Genomic DNA, 24,320 nt, shown 5'->3' with positions numbered 1-24,320 from the left:
ACAAAATCACATAAAAATATTCCAATGAATAATCTTCCATTCTTTAGCATATTAGTTCCCACTTATAACCAATGTCAGTATTTAGGTGAAGCTCTTGATAGCTTAATAAACCAAACTGATAATGATTGGGAAGCGATTATTGTGAATGATGGCTCAACAGATAATACAGCCAATGTTCTAGAAATATATGCTCAAAAAGATTCTCGTTTTAAAGTGATTAACAAAGAAAATGGCGGCACTGGATCTGCCTTGAATCTGGCTTTAAATCATGCCAAAGGAGAATGGGTTTGTTGGTTAAGTTCAGATGATCTATTTGAGATAGATAAGTTAGCAATACATCGCGAATGGATTTACAAAAAAACCACACATAAGTTTTTCTTCTCTAATTTTCAGCAACTAGTAGGAACAACTGGCAAAATCATTAACCTAAATCCTAATTTTGGTAAATCTATACCACCTATTGAGTTTCAAATCATTGAAATGCTAAGAAGAAATTATGTTGCTGGCAATAGTATTTGTATTAATAGAGAAGCATGGCTAAATACTGGATACTTCAATGAAGAGCTGAAATACGCTCAAGATTATGATATGTGGCTTAGATTAATGATTAAATATCGAGCATTATTTATTCCAGAATTTACCTATTTGCAGAGGATTTACCCAGAACAAGAATCGCAAAGATTTAGTGATTTTTGTTTGTATGATTCAGCCAGATCTTCTATCCAAGTTTTAAATAATCATGATATTGAAGATCTAATTCCAGCAGTAAATTTAGACAACAATATTTTATTGGAGAAAGCAATAAATATAGCTTGTGAAGTGATGTTTGATCCTAGCGCATTTACCTATCGAATAGGATTTCATCCTCTTTTGATATTGAAAATCCAACAGTTTATCAATAAATTTAGCATCGACAACAACAATATAAATACTATTTTTAGTAAAAAATTAGACAAAAGTAATCAGAAATTTAAAAATACTCTACAAGAGTTTTGGGGCAAACTTTTCAAAAAATCAACTTATGACGATATTTCATTTATTTCAGATAAAAAGTTAATTTTATCCTTTGTGAAACTAGCTGAAAATTATTACTGGTGGCTTCAATATATAGAGCCTGATTTACAAAAACCTGTATTCACTTATATTCAAAGATTTTGCAATTATGATATTCCCATCTATATAAATAATGATGGATTTCAGTCAACTCTTCAACAATTAGTTGAGTTTAATGAATTGAAAAATCAGCGTAGATATATGGATTTAATCAAAAAAAATTGCTTAACTCCCCTAACTTATTCTTTTACGGAAAAAATCTTTTTCTTGGAAAAGTGTAATGTTTCTTTAGATTATATTTCAAAAAAAATAATTTGTAATTATGGAAAGTCTAAGGGAAGTATGTTTATTGCTTGGGTCTATTTCTTTAGATTTGTAAGATTATTTAAACAAGGTAGTTTATATTATAGATTTCAAGGATATCTCAACTATCGCATTCACTTGAATAAACGTTAAAAAATATGATTCAATTTAATGACCTTGTTACGATCATTATTAGGACTAGTCAAGAAAAAAGACTACCTTTACTTAAAAATGCTCTTTTAAGTGTCGTTGCTAATGATTATCGTCCTATTGAAATTATTATTGTTATTCAATCAGAGAAACAAGACTTTATCGATTATCTCCAAAATATGAGCAATGAATATAGTGATAAACAAGTTCAAGTCAGGATATTTATCAATTATACATCTAAAGATCAAAGGGCTAAAAATTTAAACATAGGAGTTAATAATGCAAATGGCAGATATATAGGCTTCTTGGATGATGATGATGTTTTTTATAAACACCATATAGCCAGTTTAGTTGAAAAGCTTAATAATTCTGAATCAGTCGCTTGGGCATACAGTCAAGTAGCGATGTCTATTTGCACCTTAGATAAAGAAAAAGTTAATATTGTGTCTCTAAATTATCCTTTTCAAAAAGATAAATTTACTGTCAAAGAAATGCTAAAAGATAATTTCATTCCAATTCACAGCTATTTAATCGATAGAAATAAATGCAATCTTGATTGTATTTATTTTGATGAATCATTTCCTGTGATGGAAGACTATGAATTTTTACTTCGATTACTTCATCGTGGTTATCCTACATTTATTAATGAAGTAACTTGTGAATATCGTTTTTATATCAAGCCTTCTAACTCTAGTTCTAATCTTGATGCTTATTCAATTTTAGATCATAGAGAAATTGAAAATGCCAAGATTTGGCTAGAAACAGGGGAAAGAATTGAAAAAACAAAGAAGAAACTTTATCCCGAATATACTTCAGGTTTAATATCTACTAACAAACGTAAATTCTTATTATCTAATTTTTCGTTTTTAAATATTATCAAGAAAAAACTTCCTAACTTATGGAAATTAATAAAATATCTAGCATCAGTTATTCAGTTAATTTGAAAAACATTCTCAATCTAAAATTAATCATGATATATTTCATAACTGTTAATTATTATTCAACTGAACTGATTAAGAAACTCATTCAATCCATTCAACTGAATATTAAATCAAATTATAAACTTATTATTGTTAATAATTCTTGTCTAGATATTTCTATTAATCAGCTTAAAGATTATTCAAATGTTGTAATTTTTAATTCTGAAGAAAATTTAGGTTTCGGCAGGGGGTGTAATTTTGGTATAGATTATATCTATGGTATTGATTCTAAAGCTCTAGTTTGGTTAATTAATCCTGACGCAACTATTCATAAAAATTCCAAAGAATATATCTTTGAATGTCTTGAAAAAGACCCGTCAATCGCAATCTTAGGAACTAAAATACAAGATGCAAATGAACGCATATGGTTTAGCTCAGGTGCTTTTAATCATTGGACAGGAAATATTAAACATAAAGCTGATTACACAGAAAACAAAAAGACAAGAATTGGTACAGTAAAAAGTCGTTGGGTATGTGGGTGTAGTCTGATTATTAATCTCGATAGATTTGAGCATTGTCCAAATTTTGATCCCAAATATTTTCTGTATTGTGAAGACACTGATTTGTGTGAACGATATTATCAAAGAGGTTATCATATTGCTATTACCAATCATATTTTAGTCACACATCAAGTATCTAGTATTATTGGTAAAGATCAAAAGAATATGTACAGTCACTATACATTTAGTCGCTTATATTTTTTACAGCAACATAGTACACGATTAGGATTATTAATTTATATAACTTATACTTTGATTAAAATTTGTCTACTTTTGCCGATTAACTTACCGATCGCATTGGGAAGATGGAACGGCTTTAAAAACTGGCTCTGGTTAGTTAAGGTGTGAGGGATGAAATATAGAGGCATAGTCAAGGAGAAAGGTATCGCGCACAAGCATTATTGAGGTGGGAGCAAAAATTGGTAGCCCAGTCCCATAAATTGCTAAGTCCGTAACCTTCGCCGTAACACCAGTTTCCGAAAGTGGAGCCATATTTTTGGGAACTATAGCAATACAAAAGATAGCTAGGACCAATCAAACCCAAAAAGATGAGTGGCGGCGCGAAGCGCCGCCACTCATCTTTTTGGGTTTATGTCCTAAGCAAAACTTACATTGCTATAAAAACCAAACTCAGTAAGGGGTTTAAAAGCATAAAATGGTGTAGCCATTTTGTGCTTTGGTATAGGACATAAGAATAACTAAGAAAAAAACTTGCAAACTTGACAAAGTCTGTTAATGTTTGTCTTGTAAAAATACCTCGGTATTGTTCGGTGAGGTTGTCCGTGAGTGATTTGAAACGCGAAGCAGCACTACGAGAAGTTTTGGTTAGAGGCGTACCCGTTAATGATGACGATGATCTTGATGCGCTCTTAGGTGGAGAAGCGCTTGAAGAAAAAACAATCACTGAAATTACGAATATATTAAAAGATTCTGTGGATCTATTTTCAGATGATTGGTCGTTAGATGATGACGATAGCCATAATAATGAAAATTTCGGAAACACTGAGTTGATCTCTGAGTGCGATCGCCTTCAGAAAGAGTTGGAAAATCTGCGATCGCAACACCAATTTGAATGTGAATATGTTGATCAGTTAGAACAAGAAATTACTAGCATCACCACTGATCGCGATCGCCAAGTCACGGAACTAACCACCCAACTCGAACAGTTACAAAAGCAAGTCACTAATTTGCAAACGCATCCACCAATCTCCGATGACAGAGATTTAAGCGATCGCCTAGCGATCCATGTTTTACAACTAGAGGAGGAATTCAAACATCGCTTAGCGATCGCCCTAGAAATTGAATCTCAGAAAATTCATCAGCAATATGTGCAGGAGATGAATGACAAAAATGAAGCAATTCATCAACTGCAATGTCAGAATACAGCTTTAGATATTTCTCAAGAAACTTTGACTACAGAGCTAGAGGCTACTCAAGTTCTGCTCAAAGACTCCACTAAAACTCTTGAGATAGCCCAAACCAAGCTATCAGAAGTCACCACTCAACGGGATCAGATGGAAGAAGAATTAATTCAACATCTTTCCAATCAGGCGAAACTGCATCAATCCTTGCGCGGGCTTGAAAATGAATATGTTAGCGATCTCACCAGAGTTCAAGAATTAGAGCAGCAGATCGAAGAACTACAAAATCAAGTGCTGCACCAAGCCTCTAAAGCATCTGAATATGAAGCAGCGATCCAGCATTGGAAGGAGCAATCAGTCCGCCATCAGCACCACGCTCTCCAACTGAGCGGCGCGTTAGATCGGTTGTTAGCTGAAAAACCTGTTAGACATCTGACTCCACCATCTCACCATGGTAGCGAGTCTACGTATGAGCAAGAATATCGATCGCCTGAGTCTTTATCAGAATCAACGCCAGTACGATCGCAGCGTCCAAATTCCAAGGTGGATTTACCATCTTTTCTAGTCAGACATCGCTAATCATCCCAAAACAGTAAAGGGGCGCAAAAAGCGCCCCTTTACTGTTTTGAAAGCCCATAGAGCATGGCGGCGCTTGCTCTATGGGCTTTTATAGGGCAACCTCACAGTAAAGCAACTACCTTCACCGACCTTACTTTCAACACTTACTTGTCCCCCGTGAAGTTCGGCGAGTTTCTTGACCAAATTTAAACCTAGCCCCGTACCTGCATACTGCCGACTGAGGCTACTGTCAATCTGCATAAAAGGTTGAAATAGTTTATTGATATCATCTAGAGAAATACCAATTCCCGTGTCAGACACCAAAAAATGAAGCTCATCTTTAAACTGGGCTTCACAATGTCCTTTGGTATTAGCGTCTGCATCATTGATCGCAACATGAACTAATTTGGCTTCTAGAGTAACATTCCCATTTCTAGGTGTAAATTTTACGGCATTACTCAACAAGTTAATTAGTAGCTGCCGTATTCGGCGTTCATCGATTTCGATCACCTTTGGCATATTGGCATGAATTACCAGATCTAACTGAATATTCTTTTGGGCAGCTTGGTGTTTAACAAAGCTAAGGCTACTGTCACAGAGATATCGTAGCGAAACTGATGTTAGTTCCAGCGTGAACATTCCTGCTTCAATCTTGGCAACATCCAGAATATCGTTAATTAGTTCTAGAAGATGCTGCCCACTTTTTTGAATTGTCTTTAATGAGTTTTGTTGACGCTGGTTAAGTTCACCAAAAACTTGCTCCAGTAAACCTTCGGAAATCCCTAAAATGGCATTGAGTGGAGTTCGTAGCTCATGACTCATCGTGGCAAGAAATTCATCCTTAAGGCGGGTAACTCGTTCTAGTTCTTTATTTGTGGCGAGAAGCTTTTCATTGCTTAACTGGAGTGCGGCTTCGGCACGCTTGCGATCGCTGATATTTCTTACCAGTACTAAAACCTCATCCTCACTACAGGGACTGATCCGCATTTCCTCATAAACCCATTCGCCATACTTTTGTAACTTATGTTCATAGATTTGCACCTCACCTGTGGCGATCGCCTTATTAAATACAGCCAATTGTTCAGCGAGAACTGACGGCGATAGAACTTCAGCAATATTCTGCTTGACTGGAATGAAAGCTTCCTTATCAGAAATAGTTGGCATCATACAATCTAGACAAGTTCCATCTAGTTTCAGCCGCAGTAACAAATCGGGAATCGCGTTGAGTATCTGTTGTTTGCGAGTTTCACTTTCGGCAAGATCGAGGGTTCTTTGTTCAATTCTAATTTCTAATTCTTGATTGAGTTTAGATAGTTCCTGCTGTGTATTTTTCAGTTCATTAATATTTTGAATTAGCGCAATATCATACATCGGTTGACTTTGAGGAGCTCGAACCATAGAAACACTCATTAATCCCCAAATAAATTGCCCATTTTTATGACGAAAGCGTTTCTCGATATGAAAACTATCAATCTCATTGTTAAGTAGTTTCTGAGAGTGATAAAGATCGAGATCGAGATCATCAGGATGGGTGATTTCCTGAAACGTCAACACTTGTAGTTCCGTCTCTGTATATCCCAACATGTGACATAAAGATTGGTTTACAGCAATATGTTTTCCATCAGGCGCAGCTAATGATATTCCTACCGCCGCATTGTCAAATACACTTCTAAATCGCATTTCTGATTCGCGTAAAGCTTCTTCGGAGCGCTTGCGATCGCTAATATTCCGAATAATTGTCAAGACTTCTTGTTCATTGACTTTGACTATTTGCACCTCTTCATATTGTATTTCCCCCTTAATATTCCATTGTTGCTCAAAGGACTGAATCTCTCCAGTAGCGATCGCTTGTCTGAGTAAGTGCAATTTGCGATCGGCTAATTCTTTAGGCAAAACATCGGAAAGACGCTTGCTAATCGGATCAAGATCAGATGGTAGTAAATCCGTAACATAACTACTGGAGAAGCATTCCAAATAAATACCATCAATACTCAAGCGATAGATTAGATCGGGAATTGCGGTTAAAACTGCGCGTTTTTGGGCTTTTACATACGCTAAAGTGTCTTCGGTTAGCCTGTTTTTGGCAAAGAGAATACTTTCCTGCGTCGCTACTCCGATGATGTTGCCAGAGTCATCAATTACAGATAGATGGCGACTTCGAGACTGTTGCAAGATCTGGAGCATTGAATCCAAATCTTGAATTTGCGATCGCTTAATCACCATTGGGTGATCTGAAATAGCATTAATCACCTGTAAAGATGGCAGATCTACCTGCTTTTGCACTAGCTGCAATACGTCCCGTTCAGAAAAAATTCCAATGAACCTTTGCTCATCAACCACCACAACACAGCTTGCCCTAGCCTCTAGCAATATACGGTCACAGTGCTGTATAGATTCAGCCTCAATCCTTTGATTCATCAAATTAATTGCGTCCAATACAGATTTGTTTGGCGCAATCATGAGGGGGCAATGATCGATTGCTAAGTCCAGATAAATGCTGTTTTGTACTAGCATTGGTTTAGTCGTTAATTTATTTAAGAGCTTGTTTAGAATGTCGGTCGATTATGACCTTGTTGTAATTGGGATGGGCGCGTCTGCTCATAAATTAGTTAACCTTGCGGCTCAGCGTAAAGCTAGAGTTGCGTGGGTCTGGAATCAAGTAAATGACTCTTATCTAAATATTGCTCAGATTAATTATATTTTACAGTTATTAAAAACTAAGGTAGGCGATCGCCCAAAATCTGAGCGTTTAAAACTGTCTGCACAGCAAATCCCTTCAATTCTCCATAATTTTTGTCACGAGGAAATGCAAGAGATACTGCAAAAAAATGGGGTTGATGTGATTGTTGGGGCATGTCAGTTTCAGAACCAAGAAAAAAATTCATATATTTTAGAAGTTAGTGAAACTTCCCTTTCAGCATTATCCCACGAGACTTCTCAGCGCAGCCTCAGTTCACGAGCCTATGCGATCGCCAACGACACCCCAACACCATTACGGAAAATCTTTGGACTTGCTGACCATAATTACATAACCGCACATCAGCTATTACATTTACAAGATTTACCAAATTCGATCGCCGTTTTAGGTGACGACCCCGATACTTGTGCGATCGCCCAATCCCTAAACTTTCTGGGCGTAAAGACAAGCTTAATCACTAATAGCAGCCATGTTTTGCCAAATATTGATGTGGCGATCGCCCGTACTTTACAAGCCCAACTAGAAGCGGAAGGGGTGGAAGTATATACGTCAACGCAAGTAACGGCGGTAAGCAAAATTGAGCAAGATCGTTCCAGAATTTGGCTCAATAACACAACTATAGATTGCGATCGCCTTTTAGTGACCTCAGATCCAAAAGAGTTTGACTATCCAAGCGATCGCCATATTTATCAGTGTCGTAATGATCAAGATATCGCCAAGATTGTCCACCAGACCCTACAAACTAGTCTTTGGCAATCCGCAGCTAGCGCCAAAGTTCCTGAAATCACCTATGTATCCACAACGCCACCACTCGCTCAGATAGGCACGACCGAAGTATTAGCAAGACTGAAGTATAAGCAAGTTTACGTTTTGGACAGCGATGTTGAGAATGGTTTATGTAAGATTATTTGCGATCGCCAAGGACAAATTCTTGGCGCAAGTATGTTTGGTAATCGCGCTCAGTTAGTGATAGAGGCAATCGCGATCGCTATGCAAGGCAAAGTCAAAATTCAAGATATTGGCGTTTTACAGGAGTTACGGATTACTGAACAATGGACTGAGATTCATCGCAATCATGCCCAAACAGCCAAACTCAAAGACTGGTTTACTTTTCGTCGTGATTGGAATCTGTAATACCAAAATACAAAATGGCTACGCCATTTTGTATTTTGGTATTATTCGGTGCAAAGCGAACCAGATTTTTGATGGCGCGGCGCAGCCGCGCCATCAAAAATTTTTAGGGCGCAGCCCTCACATGTTCTGTAATCTTTGCAGTATGGAGCCTTCAGGCACAGCCTGAATAATCGCAGTAATGAGCGTTTTTGCACCAAGCTTTCCAGAAGCGCAACTCTGTTCAATATCAGTAGTGAGGCTCTTAAATAGAAACAACAAACTTAAGCCTAAACCAATAATTTGAACATAGCGTGTAACTTCGTTATTGATTCCCAAACCTCCTGACACACAGGCGATCGCTATAGTCAAAAATAACCATAAATACTTCTTCTGACTCGGATATCTACCAATCGCCCAAATCACAAATAAGCCCGTAATCCCACCACTAATCAAACCATCAACCCATCGCAAAGGAGATATTAGTACACCAATCGCCTCTGTGATAAATACTAGAGAGGCGATCGCTGTTGATGCTTGTAATCTTTGGACATATCTCTCTGTAACTGTGTTTTGAATTTCTAACAGCGATCGCAACACATTTACTGCTAGCAGTTCTTTCCCTTCTGTATTCAGCAAATCCAGAATTCTCTCTTTTAAAGCTTGGATATCAGGTTTTGGTTGTTCCCAAATCTCTTGACTATCGCGCCCATCACTATATTGGATGCGTACCTTAACGGGCTTTGGTTCTACCGATGTTAAGACAATCTCTTGGGGTGAGATCAGTTTACGCATTTCAGTATTCTGCAATGCTTGATGAATAGCAAGGCGATCGCACTCAGGATAAAGGTCAGTTTTATTGAAAACTAGCAAAATCGGCTTATAGGCTTTTTGCAGATTGGCGATCGCCTCCTGCTCTAGTCGCGCCATATCCCCCGCAATCACAAACAAGATTAAATCCGCTTGTTTAGCTGCTTCTAGAGCTATTGCTTCTCTTACTTCACCGCCAACCTCATCAATACCCTGAGTATCAATTAATCGCAATTGAATTTTATTTCTCCCCTCTCCCAAAGGGAGAGGGGTTGGGGGAATATCCCACGTATACACAGCAATATCTTTAGTTGTGCCATGGGTAGCGCCAGTCTCGCCTAGCTTCTGCCCAAGTAAAGCATTAATTAACGATGATTTCCCCCGTGACACCATCCCAAAAACTGCGATCGCGATCGTGCATTTATCCAGCTTCTCTTCAAGGAATGATATCTCTGCTAGCTCAGATTCTGTTAATTCTTTATTGAATAAATTGCGATAGTTGATGAGGCGATCGCGCACCTGTTGGAGATAATCTTGCATGAAAAATCTAACCCAGAATGTCACTCAAGTTAATCTCAATTTCTGGAATCACCCCACTTTTAATCACCATATCCCCAGTATAGATAGACTCATCATAAAAACCTTCAACCCAAGCCAGCAGCGTAATCTGGCTACGCACAGGATCAACAATCCAATATTCTGCTATTCCTCGCGCTGCATACTCAGATCTCTTAAAACGATAGTCCCTTGCTTCATTTTCATGTCCAGCCGACACGACCTCAATTACCACTAATGGCGGTGGCATATCATGGGTAATTGTTCCTCTTTTCGTAGTTTCTAGAGCCGCCCGACATTCTTCGCCCAAAATGATCAGATCAGGGATTCTGACTCTAGCGCGACGACCACTTACCTCAATCGAAACTTCTTTGTATCTCAATAAATGGGCAGGGATAAATTTACCTAATGCGAACAATAGACGCATTGATACATCAGAGTTAAAAATTGATTCTGGTGGCAAAGCAACTAATTCTCCATCCTCTAGCTCATAGCAAATGTCACTGCCGTCATCATAGGCATAGTATTCTTCGTAGGATAGATACTTGACTTGGGGACTTGCGGCTTGAACCATAAATGTTATTCCATTCGCTGATTACATATTATAGCTGTCGCCATTCTTGTTAGGACATAAAACCCAAATAGTGTGAGGCGGCGCTTCGCGCCGCCTCACACTATTTGGGTTTTATGTCCTAACAAGAAGATTCGCATTGCGAATCTTCTTGTTTTAGACGTTAACTAGTTCCTTCATTGGTGCAGCGAGAGCTTCTTCTAATGGTGCGCGTCCGAGACGTTCCTCTAGAATATCCATCACTGTGCGCCCAAAGTCGTCATCATCACGCTTCCATGCTTCTAAACAAACTTCACCAAAGAAAGAACCGAGCGGCTCAGGATTCCAGAGTAGTTTCTTGGCTGTCCAAGGCATCATGCTCATAGGGTTATAGTCGGGTTTGAGAATGTTATTTTTGAAGGCGTAGTCTTCCAAATGTGTGTGTGGTTGCAAGCCAATGAAGAAGATGGCAGGTTCCACTTTGTCGGCTCCGAAAATTGCTTCCAGTTCTCGGTGATAGGCGATCGTCTGGCGAATTGTCTCTAGGGTTTCATCGATAACATTAAAGGAATAGTTAACCGATACCAACTCATTAAAACCTGCGGCTTTGAGATCGCGACAATTTTGTAAAACAGACTTGAGGTTATAGCCCATTCGCATTTTACGAACCAGCTCCTGCGAACCGCTAGTGATACCGATCTCAAAATAGCTCATGCCTGTCTCCACCATTAACTGACAGAGGTAAGGCGTAAGATTGTCCGCACGGATATAGGCTGCCCAATGGATATCGGTCATACCTGACGCTTTGACTTTTTCTAATAATTCAACGGCATCATCAATGAATTTTTTGGCAGGAATAAACTGAGCATCGGTAAACCAGAAATTGCGAACACCGCGATCGTAAAGTGTTCGCATTTCCTTGATCACTTCATCGGTGGGATTGATGCGAACCTGTTTGCCTTCGATCACCGTGTAAATGCAGTAGCAACAGTTATGGGGACAGCCACGCTTAGTTTGCACACCAATATAAAAGTCGCGATCGCGGAAATAGTAATTAAAATCTTCCCAAATCGATTCGATATATTCGTAATCGCAAGCGCTTTTTTCGATAGGTGCAGGTTGCTCATGGATTAATCTAGCGCGAGGCTTCGTTTCGCCGACTACATAGCAGCGATCGCTTTCGATTTCTCGCCCTTGCACCAAACGCTCTAGTAATGATTCACCTTCACCAACCGAAATAATCGTGCCTTTGGGTAAGACATTACCTAGCTGTTCATAAAAAACGCTGACCGCACCGCCACCGATCACGGCTTTAGCCTCAGGGTGATAGCGTCTAGCACGAGCTAATCCGCGTCTGATTAACTGTGAATTGCGCCAAAGTTCAGTGTAGTAAGAGGTAAATAGACGTAATCCATTCACAGCCCCACGTAATTTCTTAAAAGGATTTTTGGCGTAGTAAAACTCAAAGGCATTTTGCAGAGGATTACCACCGCGTCCGCCCACAGGCGCATAAATCTGAATATCGCGCCATGAAAAAACTAATAAGTTGGGTTGAAACTTGTCGATCGCCCGATCTAGAGCTGCATAAAAATCAAGGGGTGGCACTGTACCTAAGTCAAAAATGTTTTGCTGCACATGGGGCGCAACCTTATGAATATGATCGGATAAATACACCACGCCAATGGGGAAAATCGGGTTGCATGGTAGGCGAATGTAGAGAATGCGATCGCAACCTACGGATGCACCAGATAGATCACTCGCTAAATTATGGGCATTTGTTATGAAATCAGTGGTGGACATAGGATTTTATCTCTGATCTAAATTTTTTCTTATTGCTTTTATTATTTTTGGAGATTTCACAACAATTTCTAACTTGGGAAATTGTGGAATATTCACTGCTAAGTCTTTACATATCTTAATTATATTCACTTTACAGCCAGTTCGGTAATCATGGGGATCAACAAAGTGGGGATCAAATTAGCAAGCGCCGAATTAGTAGTTGGTAGTAGTGTTTACAATCGCTAATTAGTCTTGAGTGTTAGTTTTATGTACGAGCAAAATGGCAAGATTAGTATTCGGGTTAATTTCAAACAGATCGGCAGGGTCTATTTGTCTTCATTGGGAATATTTTTGGATTTATGACTAATCTAGGTTGGTTTGATTTTCAAAAATCTTGTTAATTTTTGCTTAAATAACTTTATATAAAAAATACTATGTCCATATTTGATCCTTTACCTGCTAACTTACAAGACAAAATAATTGTCTGCTCCTATGTAAATGCCACCAGCAAAATCCAAATTGCAAGGATTACCGATGTCCCCCAGTGGTATTTTGAGCGGGTTGTGTTCCCTGGTCAAAATCTTATTTTTGAAGCGATCGCCTCCGCTCATGTTGAGATTCATACAGGCATGATGGCAAGCTCCATACTTTCGGATACAATTCCCTGTGTCCAATTACAGGTAGAAGAAGCTAGCTCCACCTTACCAAGCTGGGTTCCGATCAAGTCACTTGACGACAACCCCCTTGAGGATCCATCGGTGCTGCTTAACCTGCCTGAACCTGAAGTAGTCTCCTAACGATGGATTTTCTATCCCTCCAGTTTTCTCAGTTTTTGCTTGGCATAAAAATGGATTTTTTATCCCTTGATTATGCTCAATTCCTGATTATCACAACGATTGTTTATTGGCTCTTACCAAATGTACAAGCACGCTTGTTAGTTATCTTGACAGCAAGCTTAATGTTTTATTCATTTATCCAGAGACAATATGTCTGGCTATTGCTAGTGATGTTGGCAGTTAATTTCTGGCTAGGAGGAGAAATTCGCAAAGGAGATAAATTCCTGAAGCAGTGGCTGCTGTTTGTGGGGATATTTTTTAATGTGCTGCTGCTATTTGGTTTTAAGTACATTCCTTTTGTAGCGACGGCGATCGGCAATATTACGGGTTTACCAGTGGGGAGTTCGCTAGCAATCTGGGCGAAGGCAAACATCGTACCGCCGATCACCCTTAGTTTTTTTGTGTTTGAGTTAATTGCCTATCTCATCGATATCTATCGCGGCAACAGCCCTGCTAAGAATTTTTTAAATTTTGCAGCTTACAAACTATTTTTTGCCAAACTTCTATCTGGCCCCATTACCCGTTATCAAGAATTTGCGCCGCAACTAGTCACGCGATCGCGTCCTGTTTTGCCAGACATTGCTGAAGGTGTATGGTTATTTGCCTGTGGAGCCGTCAAAAAAGGGATCATCGCCGACAATATGGCGCGATTGGTCGATCTCACTTTTCGGAATACTGAACGCGCTGGCAGTGTTGATCTATGGCTAGCTTTATTTGCCTATGGTATTCAGATTTATTGTGACTTTAGCGGCTATATCGACATGGCGAGGGGTAGCGCTTTGTTATTAGGGTTTAAGCTGCCTCAAAATTTTGATTTCCCCTATTTTTCGGCAAGCATCTCCGATTTTTGGCGACGTTGGCACATGACCCTCGGCGCATGGATGCGAAATTATCTCTATATCCCTCTCGGTGGTTCTAGGGGTGGGCTTTGGCGCACTTGCCTAAACTTAATGATCATCATGCTCGTCGTTGGCATTTGGCATGGTGCAAACTGGGGCTTCATTATTTGGGGTGTCTGGCACGGTGCGGCGCTAGTAGTCCATCGCCTCTGGATGGAAGTTTGCAGCGTATTTGAAGGGTTACATAAAATCTGGAAACCTATACCAATGCAGATTTTAGCAATTGTGATCACGCAGTTAGTGGTCTTTTTAGGCTGGATTCCTTTCCGCTTGCCCAATTTAGCCGACACCAATATGTTTTTACAAAGACTTTGGGGCTACGAGAGCGATCCTCAGTTTGGCGTAAAAATCTATGTGGAGTCCCTTGGGATTACGGTGGGACAAATCTCGTTATTAATGTTCGCTATCGTTCTTTTGTCACTAATTGCCTATCGATGCGATCGCTCCAAGTGGCAGTTAAATTGGCAAGTGAAATTATTTCTAGTCCCCGTGAGCCTATTCCTAGTCAGCATCCTCAGTCCCGACAAGAAACTCCCCTTCATCTACTTTGATTTTTAGATTGCCGAGAAGAATGGATTTTGGATATTAGCGATCGCTATTTGGCAACTTATAAGGCTCGATCCCATTTTGTTTGAGCAAAGACTCGAAATAATCCCGCTCACGGCGTATTTCATCATTAATTGCAAATCCTTCTCCCAAATTAGCAAGAGCTTTTTCGAGAGCTTGGATTTTTGCTGAAGTTTTCTCATTTCGCTCCTGCTCAGTGCGAATTACACCAAAAGCATTATCAAACCTGCGTTCTAGAGATTCAGACAGTAATGACCAAACTAGCGCTAGAGCGTGTTGATTGCCCTGACTACTTTGATAAAGCCAATAAGCAGTTACTACGTCTAAAGGTAGAGCATTAAATCGGGTTTGTCCTCTTTTATCAGAGGGTGACTCAACCTCAATACTGTCGGGCGTATAACCTTCTCCTCGTATGGCATTGATGCTCTTTGAGGACAAAAAGCGTCGGGCGTTAATTTCATCTTTTCCTACAGTTTCCGCAGCCTGAGTTTGCGACATCCGATAACTGCCATCGGGTAACATGAATCCATCAACGATTAATGCCCCGATCGCTACGGTGGCACGGGTTGCTTTAATTGATTCACTCATAAATTTTAGCTTAGGTTATCTTTAGGGTGAGAGATTGCTAGGTTTACATCCAAGTAGAGCATTTTCTATTATAAAAAAGCGATCGCAAAGTTTTTCAGCTTAACGATTGATAACACCAACTGGGGCGGCGTAGCAGGTTAAATGTGTCGAGATATCTAACAACTTGGCTAGGATCTTCAACTTTAGCAACCGCAACCGCATCAGCCAATAGACCAACAGGTTTATACAAATCCCATAAAGGATGTACGACAATCACTTTCTTATCACCTAATGTAAACCCAACCAGTTCTCCAAATTGCTGTGGTGAACAACTGCTAAATGATGAACAAAAAGTATCACGCAGGTTACTTGCTGTTTGGAGCCAACCTTCGAGATCTGGCGTGTCAAACTTGCCATCTAGTCCACAAGAGCCATTATCATTAGCTAAAACTCGTAACAAGGAAAGTCCTAAGCGCCAATCTAGCAAGCCGTGATAGTTCATATTGCGATATTGCTGCAAGCAGTCATAGCAGGATGAGTCACATTTTTGGCGATGCTCATCTGACATTATTGCCGCCGCAAAGCTGTTTTTAGAATTTAGGATTTGTTCTTTAAGGATATCTTCCCAGTGTTTAGCTAACCAATCAGTAAATCCTGAGCCATTGGCTAGACGATCGCTAATTACAAGTTCTCCAACTTTTGCACCGTTTAGATCGACTTGACGTAAACCACTGACATCTAATTCTTCGGGATCAATATCTAGTTCTTGTGCAGTGACAGATCGAACAATAAATGCAGCAGAGTAGAAAGCGGCTTTTATTGCTGAACCGTGGGTAATGGGATCAAGGCATAAGCCTTCTGGGACATTCACGGGTTGGATACGCAGAACGCCTGTAGTTTTTGGGGCGACAATAGCGATCTTTTCAGTTTCACCCGTCTTTGTAAACTTTACACCATTAGCCTTGTTATGAAATCTCTCATCAATCCACTGATTCGACAACATTTTTTTATCTTCTTTTCCAAAGAAAGCCTTACCTACTGCACCTTCAAATAGCTTGCCACGATTATCGTTTACACGGAAAACACGACCTGATTCAGAAAAAGCAATCTGAGTATTCGTATTACTTACTAAATTAAAATCTTGAGGCTCAGACTCAGCTACACTGCCAGCACCTGAAATTAAAATGTCATATTCAGCTTTGGCATCAACACCTGCGTTAAGGCTAGTACGGAAAGCCAAAGGTACAGCCCATTGAAAAATACGCAATCCTTGTTCTTCTGTTGCATGGCAATTTGGACATTCTGTATGTGTAATCGGACTTTCAGATGTTTCTGTACATTGGCAGCGTTGACACCTCAACATCCATTTACGGCTAGAAAGTGGTTGTTCGGCAGCAGGTCTTAATCCACTTTCTTTATCTGGTAATAATGGTGCAGTAAAACCGATTGAGGTATAGATGCGTTTATCCTTAGTCTTTTCAGCACTAGGAGAAAATTCAGTAATGGCTAAGTCTAAGTCTCTGTCTATGGTTGCAACTTTCTGTTTTCTCGATGGATCATGATGATATAAATCTCTCACTCTTGAAGGCATACCATACATGGGCAGAACACCACCTTCAGCTAAACGTTCTGCGACACCATCACCTGTTAGTTCTAGGTTATTAATACATTCTGTAACCTTCTTGAATAGATCTTGACGTATATAATTCTCTAGCTGGGCTATATCAACATTTTGAACACCGATCAACAAAGCATTTGCGATCGCAGTCACCTCCAGAGAAGTTTCTAGCCACTCCTGAACTTTTTGGCGGCGATTGTCTTGTTCATGCCAATCTTTAACTGTGCCAAATTCTCCATGACTATCTGGCGGTTTGGGACTGTCCCACCAGCGAACATCAGCAGCAATAAAAGCACGTCTCAGACATTCTTTTGCTAATAAGCGCTGGATAATTTCAACTTGTGACATTGAAAGAAATGGAACTGGTGGCGGATCGCCTGTAATTTTTTCTGGATGTCGATAATAAAATTCATCATGAGAGCGACCTCGGCAAAGGGTTAGTGAAATTGCAAAAGGCTGTCCACGCCGACCCGCCCGACCTGCACGTTGTTGATAGTTAAAACGCATTGGTGGCATATTAGCCATAACTACAGCCATCAAGCTACCAATATCAATCCCAACTTCCATCGTTGTCGTAACACTCAGGAGATCAATAGTGTCTACTTGAGGAATGAAATTTCTTGATTGTGTATCGACATCAACAACAATGTTGCGAAAATGTCTCTGCCTCTCAGCTTGATCGTCTGTTTGCCCCGTTAGCTCTTCGCAGTGCAATCTGATCGGTTGGCGTTTATTAACAGCTTCTGTAGCGTAATAATTGCGCTCATATAAATCTGCACAGGTTTTGTTACTTGTACTTGGCAAATCTGCTAGACAATTAGTACAAACCCCACCAGAAATATGTAAATGTGGACATTGGCATATTTCACATTGCCATACAGGATCATCTTGTATAGCTACTCTTACAGACAAATGGCGAGGATCAAGTTTTAAGTAATAGTGCTTACCTTCAGAACAAATAGCTGACCATAGCGACTCTTTTAATTTTTGCGGTGAAATACCACATACATCAGCGCATTTATCAATGTATTTTCGCAATTTTGCTCGTGCGTCTTTCCAATCCGCCCAGTCATCAATCGGATACTCTTGAGGAATTTGAGGATACCTATATAATTCGCCTAAAACTCGCAAACAACCATTAACTATACTTTCAAATATTGGTGTTGATAGTCCACATCGATTAGATAAAATTTCAAGCTGATTTTTCGATAAGTTCAACAGGATATACCCTAATCCTGATGCTTCAACTCCAAAATAGAGACGGCTGAAAAGCACTTTACATAATTCAGACTTAACCTTTGCGCGAAGTGTACTTTCTCTCCGTATTTTGGCTTCAGGAGATAATTTTGCATCCCATCCACCAGATTGAAAGTCAAATAGTTTAGTCCAATGATGATATCCATTATCATAATGAAATTCCTGATATAAGACATCATTACCCGCAGGGTTGACACCTAGATGTACTAAGCGCTGAATTAACAAACCAGTATCTTCAACATTGTCAATTCCTTCAAACAAAACTCGCAGTGGTACAGTTCGGCTTATACCTCTTTCTTGAACTTTATTGAGTAAACTTTGAGCGCTATCTTTTCTGTTTTGAAATAGTTCTAGATCTTCTGGGTCTAGAACTTGTGGAATAGGTTTATTAGAATTTTTAATCGCCTTGCGTATTTCTTCAACTACATTTGGATTATGTTGAGCAAATAATCTAGCTTCAGTAGCAGTAGGCTGATCATAGTTTTGAAGATCTTCTAGTAAAGATAATTCACCTATTGCTAATTGTCCAAGTTCATCAAATATTGCTTCTCTTACTAAATCTCCATAGTGAGACCGCTCGATACCATTAGATATGGAAGCAGCATCTTCTCGACTATCAGAAAATACAACCAATTTGCGAGAGTCTACATCTTCAGGCAACTGATAAAAAATTTCTTTGGAAAGCAGTTGACTAATTTTAGAAAAGCCAGTCCTAAACCCTCGAATGGGAGATTTACGGTTTAATTTATTGCTGTAATCAGTAGCACAACAAGGGCAAACAGAAGGTAATGCTCCAATAAATTCTTGTTGTTGTGAAACCTCAAATATGTGACCTCTAACCCAATCTTGAACTTCCCCATCTGGAGAATCTTGAACTTTGCCACTACGAGTATCCAGCCAAGATTTCTTCCAACTAGCCTTCTCGGTTTCTCTAGCTTGTCTTAACGGCTGTCTCCAACCTTTTTTGCTAACCTCCTTATCTATATTTTGAGAAGGATAAAACACAACAAATTCAGAATATTTGCGGCGATCAAGAGCTACAGATGTTTTTCTATCAGGAATACCTTCTATATCTGGCTCTGTGGGTAGAATTTCACAACCTGTATCATTTTCGAGTTTGAGTCGATTACCACCGAAAAAGACTGTGCCACATTGTTCACAGTAAAGCATCTCTAAAACGCGATATTTGTCATAGAGAATAGGAGGATTATCTACAAAAAGCTTGCCTACGGGTCTGTCTTTACTCTTATCTCCTTCCTCACACTCATAATTTGGCTTAGTGCAAGCCCAAAGCCCTTCAATATTTCTGAAAAACCAGTGCATTCTAAAAGATGGTAATGAGGTTTTTGTACTAAAACCACGAGTAATTAGTAGTCCTCTTAATGCAAGATTAAGTTCTTCTTTGGTTAAATTACTACCGAAAACCTTTTTGGCAAAATCAGCGATCGCCACAGCACGAGTTTTTTGATCAATCTCACAAGCCTTGATCATCCTAGAGCCAACAGCAAGACTTTCAGACTCCATAATCTGCTGACATTTTTCGTATATAGGAGTTTGCTGCAAATCCTCTATATTGCTTTTTTTATCTAGCGATTTAGCTAAATCAATAAACGGCTGGCTATCAATAATTTCTCCTGTGTCAAAACTAGGAATTGGCTCAGACTTACCTTCTATAATCTGTTCAGATATCCATTCTGTACCAAAAAACTGATTTAGAAACTCTAGGCTATCTAGATCTTTTGGTTCTAAAGAAGCACTAGAAGCAAGAATTCTGAGCTTAGGATGATTAGGATGAAGTCCTAACCTCTCTAGCAATAATCGCAAAAGATAAGCAACTTCTGTCCCCGTTGTCCCCCGATACAAGTGCAATTCATCAACAATTAAATGAAAGACACTATCTTCTTTCTCTAACCATGCCTTAGTTTTATCAAAAATATTCTTATCCACATCTCGCATCAACATAATGCTGAGCATGGAATAGTTGGTAATCAAAATGTCTGGTGGAGCATCTTGCATATCCCAACGACAGCGCATTTCTGAGCCATCCAAACGCGGGAAAAAATATCTTACATCATTGTCCCCAGTTTTATTAAAGTGTTCAATAGAAGCATCAACAGATGATTGCATCTGCTTCATCGCTTTTAACAACTCTTCAATTTTTTCACCATTAGGTTTACCCGTCTTTTTTTGCTCACGACCAGCTACAGGTGTGACACCGTTATAGCGACCAAAATAAATTCTGTTGCCCTTTCTATTCTCGCTAAACCACTCCCTTGCTTCGTCAGAATCTAAAGCTCGCCGTAACCTTGTAAGCTGGTCTTCAACTAAGGCATTCATCGGATATAAAATTAAAGCTCGTACCGCAGCATCACGGTTTTCATGTCCTCTTTGTGAAACTCGATAAGATTGCTTAAAACTACGTTTTGTCTTGACAAGAGGATTACATTGATTCTGCCAATCCTCATTTTCCCACCAGTCGTTTAGACGAGGATGTTCAGCATTAGGGGCTTGCCAGTTTCTTGATTCTTTTGCAAGGTAAGCAAATAGAGGTAATAGAAAAGATTCAGTTTTTCCAGAACCAGTACCAGCAGTTACAACCATATTTTGCCCTGCTAATGCTTTATTCAGCATCGTGACTTGATGGCTGTAAAGTTCATATTTCCCAACTAGTCCACAGGCAGCAAGACTCTTAAAATCTTGCAAAGCTGCTTCATCTAAATTAGGGACATCAGTAAGCTGAATATTGTCAATCGACTTCCCAGATTTTAAATAACGTGGCAGAGGCTCAATCCAAGGCTCTTGATAGAATGCACCAGTTTCTCGCAAGAGCCTTTCGCGTTCTTGCTCAATCTCAGGAAACCGAGTGCCAAAGGCAGTCTTGATATATAAAATCAAGCTGTCACGAATTTTTTCAAAAGCACCAATAGGATCTTGCATAGATGATCTCTACTATTAGATATCTAAAGATTGAATGATAAGGTTTTGGCTTAACTTAGAGGCAGCCATTTCAGCAATTTGAGGTGGAATTGATTGAAATAGATTAAATCCTTTAACTTTTGGCAATAATTTTGCTAAAGAATCAATTTTGTCTCTATATTCTGGCACATACCCAGAGCAAAGCGTTAAAGCTCGTTTTAGCAAGCATGGTAATTCTGCACCAATAGGCACAGCCATCATAAACTTACGTTTATCGTAAAACAGAATATTTATGTGCATCGCACTCAAAACTGCATAGCGTCCCCAATCACGATCTATTTCTGTACTCTGACCATCTCGCCAAAAATAATAAGCTTGGGTATTGCGTTTGAGATTTTTATACTGGCTAAGACGGATATTCTTTTCAGGATCTTGATGAGAATGAAACTGCAAAAAATTAGTGTTAAATGTCTGACGTTGCCAATTGAGTTCAGGAGCATCAGACCATGTGCGTGTTGCTAAGTAATCCTGAAGACTGCCAGAGAAATTTAATATTTCCCAAGCGGCGGGATTTTCTTTAAAATGTATCTTGAGCGAGTCTGCAATTTTTCTCAACTCTTCAGCATCTTCTACTTGAACAGTAATCCGTCTTGGTACTAGTGACAGATCATCGTCTGGCTGAATTTCGACATTAATATGCTTGCCCAAAGAATTACAAATATCTTTGATTTGTTCAAGGGTTTGAGGCGATCGCGCACCTGCTAAAACCGCTTGAGGAAACCCAGCACAGGGCAACCTCACCAACGCAGGAGGAGCTACATAAACACTGTTGCCTGTGAAATCAAAATCACAATGCCCCAAAGCATCAAGCGATCGCAACACTTCCAGTCTTTTATTTTTGATGCTCTGTTTTTCTAAGTCACTAACACTGGCGATCGATGGATACAAAGCGGCAAATACCGATTTAAAGGCTGTCCAACTAAGATCTTGTTTAGCTGACAAAATATAAAGCAACCTGTCACTATTAAACACGCTCTGCCTCCTTTTCAAACTTTTTCCATAGGCTTCGTAAATCTGGATGAGTAGGCAGATAAACTGTTTTACGTTCTCCCCAAAGCAACTTTTTCCAATCTTTCAATCTTTTTCTATCTTTGCAGGTTACTGAAATAGGTTCAGATTCAGCTAAATTGCCACCACAGAAAAAGACTTGACTACGGCGACCTTTTGAAACAAGCCAAACAGGTATCCAGTCTTCAGGTACTGAGCTTGAAATTTGACCAGTTTTTCTACCCACAAAGACAACTCTTTGCTTTCCTTGAATAGGCAACAAGGTGTTGAAGTTAAAACTAGGGCAATCAAAGTCTGTTACTAACGCCCCAGTAACGCCATTCGCATCAGTAAGTTCTGTTAAACCATTGCCAAAGCGATCGCATCTGCAATTAATATCTTCAAATTGCCAAGAAATATCTTCAACTAATGATAGAGAGGCAGTTTTAACCGTATTTTCTCCACGTTTTGCTTTAATTAGCATTTCCAATGAATCTAGAGGCAATTCATAGATGCCCGTATCATCAGACTTTAGCGGGATATCATTGCAAAAAATTTCAATAGAATCTGTGTTACCTTGTAAAACCAATTTAGGTGGCGCAAATCTGAAAAACTTATTGCCTCGATTAACACGAATCCCACCCACAAGTTCTAATCGCAATGTAGTCGGGAACGACATTACAGAATATGTATATTTAATTGGCTCATCGCTACAAGCCAAACCTACTTTAAAAAAATGCCATCTATTGGGTAGACCTTGAGCGATCGATAATTTTTCAAAGCCTTGACAGCTAGATTCGCCCCACTGCGTAAGTAAATTTAGGCAATCTTCATGGGCAGCCAAGTAAAACTGTCTCTGTACAGGTAATTGATGCACTTCGACCAAACCTGATAAACCCTCACTATTTCCATCAACAAGTATCCGAATTGGAGATGCTGGCAATCTAAAGCACCATTTTGAATCATGCGATCGTACCTGCACACCCTGCACCCAATCTAAGCGAGAAGCATCCAACATTTGACCATTAGTCGTTGTAATCGGAGAAGACCAACCATCACCATACTCTTCACAAGAATAAGACTGATTATTATCTGACTTTAATGTCAACCCATCTTCAGGAAATTCCCGTTTAGTCATACAACGCAACGAGAAATCAGTACGTCCAGCAATTTGATCGATACGGCAACACAACCTCAAAGAGCCATATACCTGTCCCGTCTTGTTTAATGAATCTTCAACATATCCATCCCAGTCATGCAGCTCATCAATAATAATTTCGAGCAAAGCCTGCCTTATATCGTTTGTATTACTGTTAGTTTCTTTGAGTAGCCGTAAAGTTCGATTGAGTAAGTAGTTACGCCCATTTTTGCTTACTAATGCCCCAATCTCCTCTTGTTCTCGCGGAGTCATTGGATCTAAGTTAGCTTCAGCAAAAATGTAGGGAAGCGATCGCCGTTCTTCTTCACTCAAAAGCGCTTGCGCTAGAGGTAATCCAATATGTATTTGATTGCCAACACTTCTATAAGTAAATATTCCTAGTTCGCCAGACCTCTCCTCATTTGCCCATTTACTTAGGTCTTTCCATAGTTGCCACATTTCGCCAAAATTAGGATATGTTCCTGTAGCGCTGGGGTCACCAAATAATTCTCTCAACCTTGGATAATATGCATGAGTTGCAAATTCCCCATCAACACCAGCAGCAAGGACAAATAATGCCAGATAAGCAATGTACAAAGGATATGGTTGATTAATTCTTAGCCTCATACTCCATAGCGCATCTTTGCAAATTCCTTCAGATTGCCGCTTAGTCCTAAAACCAGTCTTCACAGCATTGATAAAATCCGCAAACCCCACTCCTTTATCTTGCCCCAAATCACTTATTAGCTCTTGAGTAACATACAGATAAACATTCTTCCCAGCCATATCAGGATGGAAAAAATGAGCAGCAATTTGATTATTCCAGTCTCTATAATTCATGTAAAAAATCTATTCCCCCCATTCTAGATCAATGCATCATGCTATTTTCGTGTTTAAACTAAATATACGCTGTAACACGTTAGACAGCAAAATAGAAATTTAGATATCTATTTAATGATTTTATGATCAATACTGCGGACAGAATTAGGAGTTATAGATAAAAAAGCCATTCATCGTATAAGGTGCGGATATTGAACACCAGCACCAAAAATGAATAGCATAAATTTC

The 24,320-nt window shown here is 39.4% G+C and carries 16 protein-coding genes; 7 read left to right on the top strand and 9 right to left on the bottom strand.

The window, feature by feature from the left end:
* Positions 1-24 precede the first annotated feature (24 nt).
* Genes H6G05_RS11125 through H6G05_RS11115 form a run of 3 tightly spaced genes read left to right on the top strand, consistent with a single transcriptional unit; the run spans position 25 to position 3,334 of the window.
* Positions 25-1,509, top strand: coding sequence for a glycosyltransferase family 2 protein (locus H6G05_RS11125; protein ID WP_190578243.1), 1,485 nt, complete (start codon positions 25-27; stop codon positions 1,507-1,509).
* A gap of 5 nt (positions 1,510-1,514) precedes the next feature.
* Positions 1,515-2,450 (top strand): glycosyltransferase, encoded by a 936-nt coding sequence (locus H6G05_RS11120; RefSeq protein WP_190578242.1) that lies wholly within the window; start codon positions 1,515-1,517, stop codon positions 2,448-2,450.
* On the top strand, positions 2,405-3,334 hold the full coding sequence (locus H6G05_RS11115) for a glycosyltransferase (RefSeq protein WP_190578241.1): 930 nt from the start codon (positions 2,405-2,407) through the stop codon (positions 3,332-3,334). Before H6G05_RS11120 ends, H6G05_RS11115 begins: the two co-directional genes overlap by 46 nt.
* On the opposite strand, the gene H6G05_RS11110 is transcribed toward H6G05_RS11115, so the two are convergent.
* Positions 3,320-3,478 carry a hypothetical protein gene (locus tag H6G05_RS11110; protein ID WP_190578240.1) on the bottom strand — a complete coding sequence of 53 codons (159 nt, stop codon included), beginning with the start codon at positions 3,476-3,478 and terminating at the stop codon, positions 3,320-3,322. The two genes, H6G05_RS11115 and H6G05_RS11110, sit on opposite strands and share 15 nt — an antisense overlap.
* A gap of 290 nt (positions 3,479-3,768) precedes the next feature.
* On the opposite strand from H6G05_RS11110, the gene H6G05_RS11105 reads away from it, so the two are divergent.
* Entirely contained in the window at positions 3,769-4,926 is a 1,158-nt protein-coding gene (locus H6G05_RS11105; protein ID WP_190578239.1) for a coiled-coil domain-containing protein, read from the top strand.
* A gap of 78 nt (positions 4,927-5,004) precedes the next feature.
* Here the strand turns inward: H6G05_RS11105 and H6G05_RS11100 are convergent, their stop codons facing one another.
* A complete protein-coding gene (locus H6G05_RS11100) occupies positions 5,005-7,419 on the bottom strand; it encodes a PAS domain S-box protein (RefSeq protein ID WP_190578238.1) in 2,415 nt (804 codons plus the stop codon).
* Positions 7,420-7,456: 37 nt separating this feature from the next.
* On the opposite strand from H6G05_RS11100, the gene H6G05_RS11095 reads away from it, so the two are divergent.
* Positions 7,457-8,737 (top strand): FAD-dependent oxidoreductase, encoded by a 1,281-nt coding sequence (locus H6G05_RS11095; protein ID WP_190578237.1) that lies wholly within the window; start codon positions 7,457-7,459, stop codon positions 8,735-8,737.
* Positions 8,738-8,854: 117 nt separating this feature from the next.
* On the opposite strand, the gene H6G05_RS11090 is transcribed toward H6G05_RS11095, so the two are convergent.
* From H6G05_RS11090 to H6G05_RS11080, 3 genes are all read right to left on the bottom strand, one after another.
* The gene (locus H6G05_RS11090) at positions 8,855-10,063 is read right to left on the bottom strand and encodes an Era-like GTP-binding protein (protein WP_190578236.1); all 1,209 of its coding nucleotides are present in this window, start codon (positions 10,061-10,063) and stop codon (positions 8,855-8,857) included.
* 7 nt (positions 10,064-10,070) lie between these two features.
* Entirely contained in the window at positions 10,071-10,652 is a 582-nt protein-coding gene (locus tag H6G05_RS11085) for a Uma2 family endonuclease (RefSeq protein ID WP_190578235.1), read from the bottom strand.
* Between the two features lie 153 nt (positions 10,653-10,805).
* Complete coding sequence (locus tag H6G05_RS11080) at positions 10,806-12,428, bottom strand: photosystem II high light acclimation radical SAM protein (RefSeq protein WP_242025427.1); 1,623 nt, start codon at positions 12,426-12,428, stop codon at positions 10,806-10,808.
* Between the two features lie 413 nt (positions 12,429-12,841).
* Between H6G05_RS11080 and H6G05_RS11075 the strand changes: the two genes are divergently transcribed.
* Positions 12,842-13,204: a DUF1830 domain-containing protein gene (locus H6G05_RS11075; RefSeq protein ID WP_190578234.1), complete on the top strand. Its 363-nt coding sequence runs from the start codon at positions 12,842-12,844 to the stop codon at positions 13,202-13,204.
* A gap of 2 nt (positions 13,205-13,206) precedes the next feature.
* Positions 13,207-14,700 carry an MBOAT family O-acyltransferase gene (locus H6G05_RS11070; protein ID WP_199310475.1) on the top strand — a complete coding sequence of 498 codons (1,494 nt, stop codon included), beginning with the start codon at positions 13,207-13,209 and terminating at the stop codon, positions 14,698-14,700.
* Positions 14,701-14,727: 27 nt separating this feature from the next.
* Here H6G05_RS11070 and H6G05_RS11065 read toward each other — a convergent pair whose 3' ends face one another.
* From H6G05_RS11065 to H6G05_RS11050, 4 genes are all read right to left on the bottom strand, one after another.
* A complete protein-coding gene (locus tag H6G05_RS11065; protein ID WP_190578233.1) occupies positions 14,728-15,297 on the bottom strand; it encodes a hypothetical protein in 570 nt (189 codons plus the stop codon).
* Between the two features lie 94 nt (positions 15,298-15,391).
* The gene (locus H6G05_RS11060; RefSeq protein WP_190578232.1) at positions 15,392-21,088 is read right to left on the bottom strand and encodes a DEAD/DEAH box helicase; all 5,697 of its coding nucleotides are present in this window, start codon (positions 21,086-21,088) and stop codon (positions 15,392-15,394) included.
* A 15-nt stretch (positions 21,089-21,103) separates the two neighbouring features.
* Positions 21,104-22,099, bottom strand: coding sequence for a hypothetical protein (locus tag H6G05_RS11055; protein ID WP_190578231.1), 996 nt, complete (start codon positions 22,097-22,099; stop codon positions 21,104-21,106).
* Positions 22,092-24,092 (bottom strand): hypothetical protein, encoded by a 2,001-nt coding sequence (locus H6G05_RS11050; RefSeq protein ID WP_190578230.1) that lies wholly within the window; start codon positions 24,090-24,092, stop codon positions 22,092-22,094. Before H6G05_RS11050 ends, H6G05_RS11055 begins: the two co-directional genes overlap by 8 nt.
* Positions 24,093-24,320: the final 228 nt, after the last annotated feature.

The sequence above is a fragment of the Phormidium tenue FACHB-1050 genome (assembly GCF_014696925.1).
Classification (GTDB): domain Bacteria; phylum Cyanobacteriota; class Cyanobacteriia; order Pseudanabaenales; family Pseudanabaenaceae; genus Pseudanabaena.
The sequence above is the reverse complement of the archived record's forward strand: the minus strand, read 5'-3'. Positions and strand labels throughout refer to the sequence as shown.